At 70.4% G+C, this 12,390-nt stretch carries 7 protein-coding genes and 1 pseudogene; 2 read left to right on the top strand and 6 right to left on the bottom strand.

Going from position 1 to position 12,390, the window contains the following annotated elements; translation table 11 throughout:
* Positions 1-2,126 (top strand): protein kinase domain-containing protein (locus VF794_RS31980; protein ID WP_331116903.1); only part of this gene is annotated, 2,126 nt, incomplete at its 5' end.
* Between the two features lie 469 nt (positions 2,127-2,595).
* Here the strand turns inward: VF794_RS31980 and VF794_RS31975 are convergent.
* The 4 genes from VF794_RS31975 to VF794_RS31960 are packed head-to-tail and all read right to left on the bottom strand — an operon-like array spanning position 2,596 to position 5,774.
* On the bottom strand, positions 2,596-3,054 hold the full coding sequence (locus VF794_RS31975; protein ID WP_331116902.1) for an immunity 26/phosphotriesterase HocA family protein: 459 nt from the start codon (positions 3,052-3,054) through the stop codon (positions 2,596-2,598).
* 3 nt (positions 3,055-3,057) lie between these two features.
* Positions 3,058-4,053 carry a hypothetical protein gene (locus tag VF794_RS31970; RefSeq protein WP_331116901.1) on the bottom strand — a complete coding sequence of 332 codons (996 nt, stop codon included), beginning with the start codon at positions 4,051-4,053 and terminating at the stop codon, positions 3,058-3,060.
* Positions 4,050-5,318 carry a hypothetical protein gene (locus tag VF794_RS31965; RefSeq protein ID WP_331116900.1) on the bottom strand — a complete coding sequence of 423 codons (1,269 nt, stop codon included), beginning with the start codon at positions 5,316-5,318 and terminating at the stop codon, positions 4,050-4,052. Before VF794_RS31965 ends, VF794_RS31970 begins: the two co-directional genes overlap by 4 nt.
* Before the next feature lie 60 nt (positions 5,319-5,378).
* A complete protein-coding gene (locus VF794_RS31960) occupies positions 5,379-5,774 on the bottom strand; it encodes a VOC family protein (protein WP_331116905.1) in 396 nt (131 codons plus the stop codon).
* A gap of 28 nt (positions 5,775-5,802) precedes the next feature.
* On the opposite strand from VF794_RS31960, the gene VF794_RS31955 reads away from it, so the two are divergent.
* Complete coding sequence (locus tag VF794_RS31955; RefSeq protein WP_331116899.1) at positions 5,803-7,626, top strand: response regulator; 1,824 nt, start codon at positions 5,803-5,805, stop codon at positions 7,624-7,626.
* Here the strand turns inward: VF794_RS31955 and VF794_RS31950 are convergent.
* Together VF794_RS31950 and VF794_RS31945 are read right to left on the bottom strand one after the other, a co-directional pair.
* Complete coding sequence (locus tag VF794_RS31950; protein WP_331116904.1) at positions 7,610-10,822, bottom strand: MYXO-CTERM sorting domain-containing protein; 3,213 nt, start codon at positions 10,820-10,822, stop codon at positions 7,610-7,612. The genes VF794_RS31955 and VF794_RS31950 overlap by 17 nt on opposite strands.
* Positions 10,779-12,390, bottom strand: a pseudogene (locus VF794_RS31945) (flagellar motor protein); the annotation flags it as partial. The pseudogene VF794_RS31945 and the gene VF794_RS31950, both read right to left, overlap by 44 nt.

The raw sequence follows: 12,390 nt of genomic DNA, 5'->3' as shown, positions 1-12,390 counted from the left end.
CCCTCGGGCCCCTGCTGGCGGGGGAAGGCTCTCGGGCCTTCCTCGGGCTGGCGCTCGAGGAGGGCGCTCCTCCCCGTCCCGTGGTGTTGGTGTGGGCTCCTCCCGAGGTGGCTCGGGATCCGGATCTCTCCGCCGGGCTTCAGCGCGAGACGCAACGCGCCGCCGTGCTGGACCACCCCAACATCCTCCGCGTCCACGGGCTCGTCCCGCTGGACGCCGGCCTTGCCCGCATCACCGAGTTCGCCGACGGCGAGTCGCTGCGCCGGCTCCTGGAGGTGCGCTCGCGCATGCCTCCCGCCTTCGCCGCGCTCATCGTCTCGGACGTCGCCATGGGCATCCACTACGCCCACCTGGCCGGCAACGATGACGGCACCGCGCTCGTCCACGGAGACCTGCGCCCGGAGACCGTGATGGTCTCCTTCAGTGGCGTGTGCAAGGTGACGGGCTATGGCGCGCTGAGCGTCGCGCCCCGCGAGCGCAATGGCCGCCGCGTACGCAACCGCCGCAACTACAGCGCCCCCGAGCAGCTCATCGGCGGTCGCGAGGCCATGACGGCCCGCACCGACGTGTTCCTCCTGGGCGTGATGCTGTACGAGTGCCTCTCGGGGCGCATTCCCTTCCAGGACGCGCAGGATCCGGATCAGGCGATCATCAACCGGCCGCTGCCGACCCTGACGCCCGACGTGCCGCGTCCGCTCGCCGAGGTGGTGCAACGCGCCACCGCCAAGCGCGCCAACGAGCGCTACGCCACCGCGCTCGAGTTCCGCGAGGCCGTGGTCGCCGCCGTCCAGGGCCTGCCCTCGGCCGAGACCTTCTCCGAGTTCCTCTCCCAGCTCTTCCCGCCCGATCGCGACGCCCGGGCCACCCGGCGCCAGATGCTGGAGATCGGCCTCGCGGACTTCACCCGGCGTGTCTCGGGCACGGCGTTCCCGGCCGTGCAGCTCCCGCCCCCGCCCCCGCGGCCCACCGGCGACTTCGAGGCCCTGGTGCCCGCGCGTTCCTCGGGCAGCTCGCCCATCGTCTCCGCCAACCCCGAGGCACCGGAGGAGGACATCCCGCTGGATGTCGTCCTCCAGGCCGAGGACGCGGACGCCATCGACTCGGTGCTGGAGCTCACCGGCCCCCACGCCCGGCCCGGAGTGGCCCGGCCGCTGCCCGCCCGTGAGGAGCCTCTTCGCCCACCGCCTCCGCCTCCCCGCGGGGAGCCGAAGAAGGAAGAGGTGTCGGAGCGGGCGGAGGAGGCGGAGACGCCCCGTCCCCCGAAGCGGCGCTCGCGTGTTCCCCTCATCGCGGGCGCGCTGGCCACCGCGGCCGCCGCCGCTGGCTTCTTCGTGTGGAACGGGCGCCAGCAGGCCACCCAGGAGTCCTTCGACATGGGCATGGCCGCCGTCGCGCGCCCCTCGCCCACGCCCGTCCAGGCCACGAAACCTCCGACCCCGGCTCCGGCCGAGGTGGTGGCGCAAGCCGCTCCCGGAGATGCCGGCGTAACGGCGGGTCCGGCCACCGCGCGGCTCGCGCCGGAAGATGGGGGAACGACCGTGGCCACCGCCCCGTCCGCGCCGGGCGGTAACGTGGGCACGGCTCCGACCGTGGTGCTCGCGGGAGGCACGATGCCCTCCTCGCCGGGAGGCTCCGTGGTGCCCGCCTCGGGGACGGTTCCCGCGACGCCCCCTGCCTCCGGAAGCAAGGAGGCCCCCGCGACACCGGCCAGTGCGCAGGTGCCGGTGACCACGAAGCTCCAGCTCTTCGTGCTGCCGCCGGTGGACGTGTCCCTGGAGGGCAAGCTGCTCGGCCGCACGCCGCTGACGGTGCCGCTCGCACCGGGCACGTACACGCTGGAGCTGAGCAACCCGGCCAAGGGGGTGCGGAAGACGACCCGCGCCATCACCGTGCGCCCGAAGGGCACGACCACGCAGCGCATGCTCATCGGCAAGGGCACCGTGCTGGTGCGCGCCCCGGCGGGCTCGCGCATCCTCCTCAACGGACGCAAGGCGGGCCCGAAGCTCTCCATCTTCGAGGGCGAGCACCAGCTCGTCGTCACCAACGGCAAGTCACGCTGGGAGAAGTCCTTCCGGTTGGAGCCTCGCCAGAACATGACGTTCGACGTGGCCTACGACAAGCCGTGACGGCCCGGCGAGCCGCTCAACGCCTCCAGCAGCCAGGGGCCGCTCTCGGGGCCCGCCCCTCCCTGGGTCAGGGAAGCTGACGCCCGCGGTCTACTCGAGCTGGCCGCGCAACTCCTCCAGCCTCTGCCGGAAATCTGGTGGGAGGCCGGGGAGGCGCAGCATTCTCACCACCACACGTCGGCCGGAGGCGGCGCGACGGCCGGGGACGCCTCGGTGCCCTCGTAGCGCCACGGCACCGGCCGTCTCTTCCCGAACCCCAGACGCGCCAACCACTGGGTCCGGTCTGGCAAGCCGGACCCGCGGAACCGATGAAACGGTGAGGTCTTCCTGCAATCTTTTCCAGGGATTGACCCGCTCCTACACCTTGAGAGTGGTGGGCTTCGATTCCCGCCGCCTCCAATGGCATCATCAAGAAGCGGGTGACGTCGATGTGGACGAGTGACGGGTTCGCATCAAGCCGTTCGGTGCTCTAACGCAGACGTACCTTCAGGTGCTCTTGAGCGGCGTTGGGCCTTCCCAGTAAGGCATCGAGCAGGCGTTCCTCGACAGAATCTTTTTCCCAGACCGCGGCCCGCTCGAGCCCCACACACTCCTGGGGCTCGGCGGCTCTCTTCTTACCAGCGGTATCGAAGATGGTGCAGCGACGGAAGTCTCCCACGTCCTGCCTGAACTGAACGAGCGGCTGAGTCAGATGCTCCTCAAGCGCCCTCCATCCGATGAGATCCCATGCGTTCCGAGCCAGCAGGTTGACGGCAATCTTGAAGAGGGCAGGCTTTGACGCAATCCTGTCCAAATCAGAGTCTGGAACCGTGGTCCTGTGATTGTAGAAGGCAACATAGGGTGGTTCAAGCAGTCTACCGTATCCGAAGGAACCATCGGCGAGCGCCAGTCTGATAAACGTGCCTGTCTTGTGCTTTTGCTTGCCCAATTCTCAGTCTCCGGTGTAGGGGTAGAGCTGCCCCCAGTGCTTCGTGGCGGCGTCGTGGAACAGCCTGCCCACTGGATTGTCTTTCGCCACGCCGCGCTGGACGTTCTCGGTGCGATACGGCGCCTGGTTGTCGGACTGAGCGCCCCCATGGAAGTCTATCAACTGCTGCTCTCTCCCGCGGATCCGCCAGTAAGCGACGTCGTGATACCTGTTCGCATGGTTGACCGCGGTTCCGACATCGAACTCGTCACGCACGGCCGGCAGGAACCCAGGGCTTTTCGGTTCATCATTTTCGTCTTTGTTGATGTGATGGTTCAGATCACGCGAGGCAACAGCCAGGTTGGCTTGCGCTTCAAAGCCTTTATCCAGGTCAATGACCATGCTTGTTCGACCCGAATAGGAGCGCTTGGTTTTTCTGTTGAATTTCGTGTAAGTCACATAGATGCGACCCAGACGCTTTGTGTCTCTGTCTTTTTCGGCGCCTGGACCTGGCCCGGGAGGCGCGTGAGGCTCGGATGTCGGTTTCAGCTCAAGCGTGCGCACAGGTGTACCCGGATGCACCGTGCTCTTGGGCGCATAGCAGCCTTGAACCCACCCCTGAAGGTCGCCGAGGTGCGTGCCGTAGAACGTGTCGGCGATGTCGAGTGGCGTCTGTCTCCTGTCCAGTGCTGCCTTGGCAGTCAAACAGACCAGGACCACGCTGCCGCCTGCCGCCACCAGCGCGCCGCCCGCCACGAGGGCCTCGCCCGTGGCGGCACCAGTCGCTGCTTCCGCCGCGGTGATAGCGCCTTGGGGCACGAGTCGGAGTACGGCGCGTGGAAGGCCATTGCCCAGACCCTCGCCAGCAATGCCCTGGAGCGGTGTGGGCGAGGACGGAGCCTGCGTCGCCACGGGCAGGCCCGACTTGAGCGTGTCCTGACCGGTGCCGGGACGGACGCCGCGCGTGGTGACGCTACACCCTGCGAGAAATATGAAAAGCAACAGCGCCAGGTGGTTCACGCGCTCTTGCGCTGACGGATCATCGCCTCGTACGAGCGGCCCACGCTCTGCGAGAGGATGAGCAGCTCGCCCACGTCCGGCGGGGTGAGCTGGCCGGGGCCGTTGTCCACGTACAGCAGGTGCACCAGCTTGCCGCGCACCAGCAGCGGGAGGATGACCGCCGTCGTCGGGTAGTCCCCTCCCAGCAGCTTGTAGAAGGCGCCCGAGGCCGCGTCCCGTCGCACCGGCCCCACGTAGTGCGAGCGCGTGTCGCGCACCAGCCGGAAGGTGCTCGGCCCCTGGAGGCCGATGCCGATGCGCTTCACCGCGGCCTCGCGCACGCCCTTCCCCATCCCGCGCCAGCCCGTCACGAGGTCGCCCTGCACGCTCAGCAGCAGGCTCCGCCTCCACTTGCCCAGCGCGAAGCGCAGCACCGTCGTCGCCACCTGCTCGCGATCCGAGCTGCGCGACAGCTCCGCCTGCGCCTCGGCGAAGGTGAGCGGCTTGGGCGGCGGCTCCGGCGCCACCGGCACGGTCGGACGGGCCCTCGCCGGCGCCACCGGCGGCAGCGCCACCTCGGGCACCGGCGGCGGAACGACAATGGGCGCCCCCTGCACCACCGGTACCTCGGGCTCGGGCACGTACCCCTGCACCACCGGAGCGGGCGCCTCCTCCTCCACCACCGCCTCCACCAGGTCCAGCACCTGCTCCGCTTCCGCCTCCGCGCCTCCTCCCGTCAGCGCCTGCGCGTAGAGCGACTGGAACTCCTCCTCGCTCATCAGGTCCGCGACCTTCGTCGCCGCCTTCTCCTCCTCCTGCTGCTTGCGCGTGGGCCGGATGACGTTCATGTCGATGGCCCGCATCGCCCGGAACGCCTTGCAGTAGCGCCGCTGGAGCTGGTTCATCCGGAACTCGGGGATGACCACCGGCACCACGCGCTTGCCCGTCTTGAAGGCCAGCGCGTCCAGCGTCTGGAGATCATGCGGGTTGAGCACCGCCACGCTCATCCGCGTGGCGTCCACCCGCATCGGCAGGTAGTCCTTCTCGTCCGCGTCGTTGAGGTCCACCAGCTCCAGCGCACGCGGATCCGGCACCATCTCGCCCGAGGAGGACGCCACGTTGTACTGGGCGCCCAGCACCCGTGCCAGGTCCTGCTCGGACACCAGTCCCAGCTCGACGAGGTTCGTCCCGAGCCGCCCACCGTGGACGACCTGCGACTCCAGCGCCTCCTCCAATGCATCAGGAGTGATGAGCTGTTCTTGGAGGAGCAGTTCGCCCAGGCGCATGCGGCACGGCTTGTATCCGCCCCCCGCCGTCTTCCGCAAGGAGCGCCTCGGAGTCCTCCCTCAGGGCACCGGGTCCTCCGGGTGGTGGCTGAGCGCCACCCGGTTCCCCTCGGGGTCCCGGACGTACACCGTCCACCGCGTTTCGTGCTCCAGCGCCACCCCGGCCCCCTTCAGGGTCTCCACCGCCCGCGCCCGCGCCGCCGGGTGGATGCGGAAGGCCAGCAGGAAGAGGCCCGGTTGCTCGTGCCGGAAGGGGCCCGGCTCGGGCTCGCCGGACACCTCCTCCAGAGCGAGAAAGCCCCCGCCTGGCACCTCGACCCACACGCTGCGTAGCGAGCCATCCGGCCGGTGATGCCGTTTGAGCTCAGAGAACCCCAGCACCTCCCGGTAGAAAGCAGTGACCTTCTCTACATCCCGAACCTGGATGGCCAAGTGGTGGAAGCCCTGAACGTCCATGAACGGAATGGTATGGTGCCCGCCCCCCATGGCGCGACTGCTCATCGTCGAGGATCATCCTGAACTGGCCTCCCTCATGGTCGCCGCTGCCGAGAGCCGCGGTCATGAGGCCCAGGCCGTGCATACCGGCGAGGCCGCGCTGGCACTCTTGCGTCCAGCGGCCTTCCATGCCGCCATCGTGGACCTGCTGCTGCCCGATATGCGGGGCAGCGCGGTGCTCTCCGCGCTCCGGGACCATGCCATCCCCGCCGTGGCCGTCAGCGGTGTCTTCAAGGGAGACCGCTTCGCCCGCGAGGCCACCGAGGTCCACGGCGCCCGCGCCTTCTTCGAGAAGCCCTTCGAGCTGCTCCAGCTGCTGGAGGCCGTCGAGCAGCTGTGCGGCCTGACGCGCCCCCTGCCCCCTCCCCCTCCCGAAGACGAGGACGAGGTGGTCGTCTTCGAGGATGCCTCCCTGCTGGACGTGGACGACGAGCCCGGCTTCGGCGCCGACTCCAGCCAGGAGGATGAGCCCGTCTTCGCCCCACCGCCCCCCTTCCGCCCGCTCTCGCAGGAACTGACTCCCGTCGTGATGGGGCTCGCGCTCGTCGAGGAGGCCGAGGACCCCATGCGGGTCGAGGCTCCGGCTCCGACCCTCGCGCCAGAGCCCACCACGCAGGTGCATGCTCCGGCCCCGGAGGACATCTCCGCCTCGGTCGCACAGGCTCCGGCCCCCGCGACCGCCGCGCCGGAGGAGAAGCCGCACGGCGAGGCCCCCGCGCCCGAGTCCACCGACCAGGAGATCACCGTGTCCGGGGGGGAGCCCCTCATCCTCAAGGAGGAGGCGGGCACCGTCACCGTCGGGACGTCGGACCTCGAGGAACTCGGAGTGCTGGACGCGCTCAACCCCATCGAGGAGGCACCGGCAGCGACCCAGGCCCGAAGCGAGGCCGAGACCCGGGACGAGACCCCCGTCGAGACCGAGGCACGGGGCGAGAGTACCGAGGAGACTCCCGCCGCCTTCGGGCCGGAGCCCGGGCTCGCCCTGCCCTTCGGTGAGCGCGAGAAGGTATGGGCCAAGAGCCAGGCGGCGACGACCGCGCCCGGCCCGCAGCGCCGCACCCCGCCCGAGTGGTCACTCTCGGGGGACCTGAAGGACACCAGCATTCCCCGGCTGCTCAACGCCTACTACGAGGCCCGCCACAGCGGAGAGCTCAAGCTCAAGCAGGGCGCCGTCCTCAAGGTCGTCTATTTCGAGGCGGGCCGCCCCGTGTACGCGGCCTCCAACCTCGCCCAGGAGCGCTTCGCCCGCTTCTGCGTGCGCCGGGGCGTGCTGCCCGAGGCCAGACTCCAGGAGGTACTCACGCTCGCGCGCGAGCAGAACCTCCGCTCCGGCGAGGCGATGAGCCGCCTGGGCCTGATGGACGCGCAGCAGCGTCGGCAGCTCATCGAGGAGCAGGTGAAGGAGATCCTCTGGTCCACCTTCTCGTGGACCGAGGGCGCCTATGGCTTCAGCCCCATGCGTCCGCCGCGTGCGGGCCTGGTGAAGCTGTCGGTGTTCCCCGGGGATCTCATCCTCGAGGGCATCCTCAAGTCAGAGCCCCTGGTGAAGCTGCGCCAGCACATGCCGCACTCGCGCCGCCTCTTCCCCTCGGCGGCCCCTCCCTATGGGCTGCACGAGCTGAAGCTCAAGGGGCAGCAGGCCCTGCTGCTGGCCTACGCGGACGGCAGCAAGACGGTGGAGGACCTGCTCGCCGTCACGGAGCTGCCCGAGCGAGACGCGCTCGCCACGCTGCGGGGCCTGGAGCTGATCGGCGTGCTGGAGGAGCGGCGCGACGAGCCGACCAACCGCCGCCGCATCAGCTTCGGCCTGTAGGGCGACGGCGGCGCACGGCCCACGCCAGCGCCCCGAGCGCCAGCAGCACCGGGGCCTGACCCGAGCTGGTGCAGCCGCACCCGGACACCGGCACGCTCGGCCCGGAGTCCTCGTGGATGGAGACGAGCACGCCGTTGAGCCGGGCCTCGCCCTCCATGCGGCGCTCGCCCACCAGGTGCGGGCGCGCCACGTAGGTGAGCGTCCCCGTGCCCTCCGCTTCGAAGCTCAGCCCCGTCACGGTGAGCGCTCCGTCCGCCCAGCTGGCGGCCACGGGCTGGCCGTCGAACCGCGCGCTGCCCTCCACGTACGTCAGGCCCTCCAGGCGCTCCACGTAGCTCACGCCCTTCACACCGCAGGCGGTGTTGTTGCGGAGCTCGACGGAGACGCCCACGAACCCCGTCTCCGAGGCGGCCGGCACCTCGGTGCGGCGGCGCACCCGCACGAAGGGCTCCACGGTGATGGGCAGCGAATGCTCGATCGAGGCCTCATTGCCCGGCCCCCCGTTCGCCGTCACCTTCACCACCACGGACTCGCCCACCAGCGTTTCCAGCCCGGTATCCCGGGTGGCCAGTCGCACGGCGTTCCCCTTCAACGAAGCCTGCGCGAGCGGCGGGCCGGACACCTGCGTCCAGGTGACGTCCGGCGTCTGGCAGGTCCCCGCTGGGAAGGTCTGGGTCACCGTGGCCTGGGCACCCTCGCAGGTGGCCACCAGGCTCGTGGGAGGCAGGGCCGCCAGCCCCGCGGGCACCGTGGGCGTGTCCACTTCCAGCGACGTCTCGGCGGAGTGCGTCCCCGCCTCGCCCACCAGCGCGCCCGTCACCCGGAAGCGACCTCCCTGGCAGCCCGGAGCCACGTCGACATCCCAACTGCCCGGGACTCGCACCCGCTCCCGCCGCACGCTCCCGCTTCCGTCCACCCGCGCGACCTGGAGATCGGCGAACAGCTCGGGGCGGCGCTCAAGGCAGTTGAGTTCCGGCACCAGCCGCACCGTCAGCGTCCCCTCCGGAGACAGGTTTTCCCGCTGGAGCCCGAGCATGCCCTGCTCGGGCGGTGTCAGCCGGGTCTCGATCACCACCTCGCGCGTCGAGGGTTCGCTGGAGAGCCCACCGGTGGTCCGCGTGCGGTTCACGGCGGTGAACCTCAGGCGCGTTGGATCGAGGCAGTCCCGCGTCTCGAGCTGGAGCCCCGCCGCCCGCACCGGGAATCGAGAGACCGCCGTGCCGCTGGCCACGTCGCGCACGGTGATGCCTCCATCCTCCACCAGCGTTCCGTCGAGGAGCCACGTGGTCTCCACGCCCGGGAAGCCAGCGGCGTCCGCGCACACGTGGACGGACTGCTCGGGGGCGAGCACCCGCGACTGACCCGCGACCAGGCGCACCGGCTCCGTGCCCACGAAGGATTCCCTCGGTCTGCCCCAGGGCGCCACGCGGACATCGAAGTGCGCGGGCGAGGACTTGAGCCCCGCGGCGTCATTCACCACGAGCTGATAGGTGAAGTTCGCTCCAGCCTCCACACAGAGGTTCGGCGGCGCCGTGAGCAGGGCCGTGCTCCCGTCCTGCACCAGCGTCGGAGCCGGCAGGCCCACGGGTGCCGACACCTCGCTCCAGTGGAAGCCCGTGAGCGCGCAGGCTCCCACCGGTGCGCCCACCTCGAACCGCAGGGGATCCGTCTCTCCCGCGACCAGCTGGAGCTTGGAGCGACTCACCGAGGGCACCGCAGGAGGCTGGGTGTGCTTCACGTACACCGGCAGCTCCCAGGTGACGTCGTGCGCGGCCAGGCCATCCGCGGCGAGGACCTTGAAAGCGCCCACCTCCCGGCTCTCACACACGGCGCCGCTGGAGACCTTCACCACGACGGGGTCTCCCGGCAGCCAGCCTCCATCGACGCCCGCGTCGACCTGCGTCAGGGTCCAGGCCCCTGGGAGCCCCCTCGATGCGGAGGCCGCCACCAGCACCGGATCTCCATCGGGATCCACCGCGCTGAAGGTGAGCTGGCGCTCGCTGTTCTCGTCGAGCACCACCGAGCCGTCCGGCAGCGAGGCCTCCGTCGAGAGCCGCGGTTTCGCGGCGTTGGAGTAGAGGAAGAGGGTGCCCACGCCACTGCGCTCGGCGGAGATGACGCAGTCGCTCGCCCCCGTACAGGAGACATCGCGCAGGGTGGCACCCGAGAAGCCGGCCATTGGCAGGGGCCTGAACACCCAGCGGCTGCCCGCCTGGGCGGGATCGACCATGGGCACGGCGCTCGCCACCGCATGGCTACCGTCCGGCAACGACACGAGGGCCATGCCGAAGCCGTGTCCGTTCGTGCCCCCCGCCTCCACGTTCATGGACAGGCTGGTCACTTTCCTTCCCGGCTCGAGCCACTGGACCGGTGAGAGGGTGCTCTGGCCTCCCTTCAACGTGCTCCGCAGGAAGCCCTTCTCCGTCCCCACCACCGCATGGGCAGTCAGTCCATCGGGGGAGAACGTGTCGATCGCCAGCACCATCCCCGCGCCCGAGCCGCTCACGGGCCAGCCCATGTCGGCTCCCGGCTCATTTCCATTGGAGTACCAGATGACGACCCCATCGGTGTCCACGGCTCCCACGGCCGCATAGAGCGTGTTGCCCACCCGCTGAACCCCGAGCGAACCATTGAAGAAGTAGCCCTCCTCGATGTTGCGCTCGATGGCGCTGTCACCGCCGGACATGCCGGCATCCGCGAAGAACACCTGGAAGGTCGCGCCGCTCCCCGAGATCGCCGCGGCTCCACCGCCGCGGGCCTCCCTCACCCGCAGGACGGGCTCGCTCCCTCCATTGAGCGTCATGATGAACGGGACGTTGTTCACACACGGGCTCGTATTGCTTCGAAAGCCGGTGCGATTCCCGGCGACGTCGACCGAGATGAAGCAGTCGTCGCTCGCCTCGTAATAGGTACCGACCGAGGTCCCCGAAAGACTCCGCGAAGGCGAAGTGCCGCCGTCCTCGAACAGGACGGCCCCGTTGGTGGTCCCCACCGAGAAGGTTCCGGGCGACCACAGCTCCACGGCCCCCAGGGGCCTGCCGAACGTGCCCTGGGAGACGTTGGTGCGCCAGTCCGCGTGCGCGCTCGCGGCCCCCAGCAGCACCAGGCCCGCCACCACGCTCAGCGCGACGAGCCTCAGGCGCGTGCTCCACCTAGTACGCCAGCTCCGCCCGAAGATAGAGCCTGTCGGAACCATCACGCGTCTCCTCCGGCAAGCCCGTCCCGGTGAACCCCAACAGCGTATAGCCAGCGGCCACACGCAGTCGCTCATCCACCCGGTACGCCACTTCGCCACGTAGCGAACCCAACGCTTCCCCTTCCGGCGCCACCGACCGGCGCGCGGCCTCCACCGCCACCTCCAGGCCCCCCACCACCCGAACCGACGGACGCAGGGAGCCGGTGAATACCCATATCGCAACCTCGCCCCGGTTGCTTCGGCCCGCGTGAAGCCCCGCCGCCAGACCGAAGCGGTCTCCCACTCGCACCGCCGGCAGCAGTGAAATTATCTGCTGACCCCGTTCGCCGAAGACGGCGCGCTCGCCGGGCAGCAGCTCCCGGGTGAGTCCGTAGCGCGCCACCAGCAGGAAGGGGCCCGGTCTCCACGCCAGTGCCGCATAGCCCTCGAGCAGCCGCGCCTCCACCCGACTGCTCCGCCGGTCATACGTACGGCCATAGTTCATCCGCCCGGAGAGTGAGAGGTCCTCGCGCAGCACCGCCTCCGTCGCGAGCATCATCACCGCCTGGACGCGATCCACCGGCTCCGTCGTGCCGCGCACCGGCGTGCCGCGCGCGAAGCGCAGCTCCAAGCGCCCGTCCGCCCGGAAGCGCTCCAGCACGAGCTGTCCGGAGAGGCTTCCCACGTCCCGTCGCAGCGGGCTCGGGATGTCCAGCGGGTGGCGCACGCCGTGCTCGTAGCGCGCGCCCACCCGCAGCGCGTCGAAGAGCGTCTGCTGGAAGCCCACGGCCCGCGCCAGCCGCACCGCGTTCGCGTCGTGCGAGGCCACGTCCTCCACGAAGAGGCTCGTCCCGTCCCCGAGCTCCGTGCTCGCCCCGTTCACCGCGCGCGCCGCGCCAAAGTCCGGCCCGTCCACGTCCACCGAGTAGCTGCCGTAGTAGACCTCCTTGCCCCGGTGCCACGTGCCCTGCACCCACGCCAGCGGACCCAGCTCGGGCCCCCAGCCACCGCGCACGCCCAGCACGGCATCGGCGAGCCCCACGTCCGCGCCCACCGAGGAGAACGAGTCGTCCACCCGGCCCGGGCCCTCGCCGCGCAGCACCAGTGCCTGCCGGTGGCTGGCCAACACGTCCAGCCAACTGTTCAACCGCAGGTGCCCGTGGAGTCCCGCCGAGGTCCGGCCTCCCTCCAGCAGGGGCCCGTCGCCACCGGGCTCCTCGCTGGCCCGCAGCCAGGCATCGCGCAGCTCCACCCCCACGCCCCACGCCTGGCGCTCGTAGCCGAAGCCCACGCCCAGCGTGCGCGCCTCCAGCGGCGTGTTGGAGAAGGGCCGCCGCGGATCCACCGAGAGCCGATCGTCCCCGAGCAGGGTGAGGCGCCAGGGCCCCAGTGGCTGTACGGCGCGCAGCGAGACCTGACGGAAGGAGCCGGTGTCCGCGTGGACGCCATCGGAGAAGCCCGCCGTGCGCCGTCGGAAGGCCGCCTCCACGGAGCCGACCCCGAAGAGGCCCGGTCCGCGCAGGCGAAGCCCCAACGCATCCCCGCCGCGCGGCGCCCGCTCCTCGTCCGGCCGGAGGAAGGAGAGACCG

Origin of the sequence: Archangium sp. (assembly GCF_036389735.1) — a bacterium.
Taxonomy (GTDB): Bacteria; Myxococcota; Myxococcia; order Myxococcales; family Myxococcaceae; genus Archangium.
The sequence above is the reverse complement of the archived record's forward strand: the minus strand, read 5'-3'. Positions and strand labels throughout refer to the sequence as shown.

Coding starts and splice junctions, on each gene's coding strand:
- VF794_RS31965 (WP_331116900.1), bottom strand. CDS start 5,318: ATGCGCCTGGGCGAACTGCTCCTCCAAGAACAGCTCATCACTCCTGAT.
- VF794_RS31960 (WP_331116905.1), bottom strand. CDS start 5,774: ATGGACGTTCAGGGCTTCCACCACTTGGCCATCCAGGTTCGGGATGTA.
- VF794_RS31955 (WP_331116899.1), top strand. CDS start 5,803: ATGGCGCGACTGCTCATCGTCGAGGATCATCCTGAACTGGCCTCCCTC.
- VF794_RS31950 (WP_331116904.1), bottom strand. CDS start 10,822: ATGGTTCCGACAGGCTCTATCTTCGGGCGGAGCTGGCGTACTAGGTGG.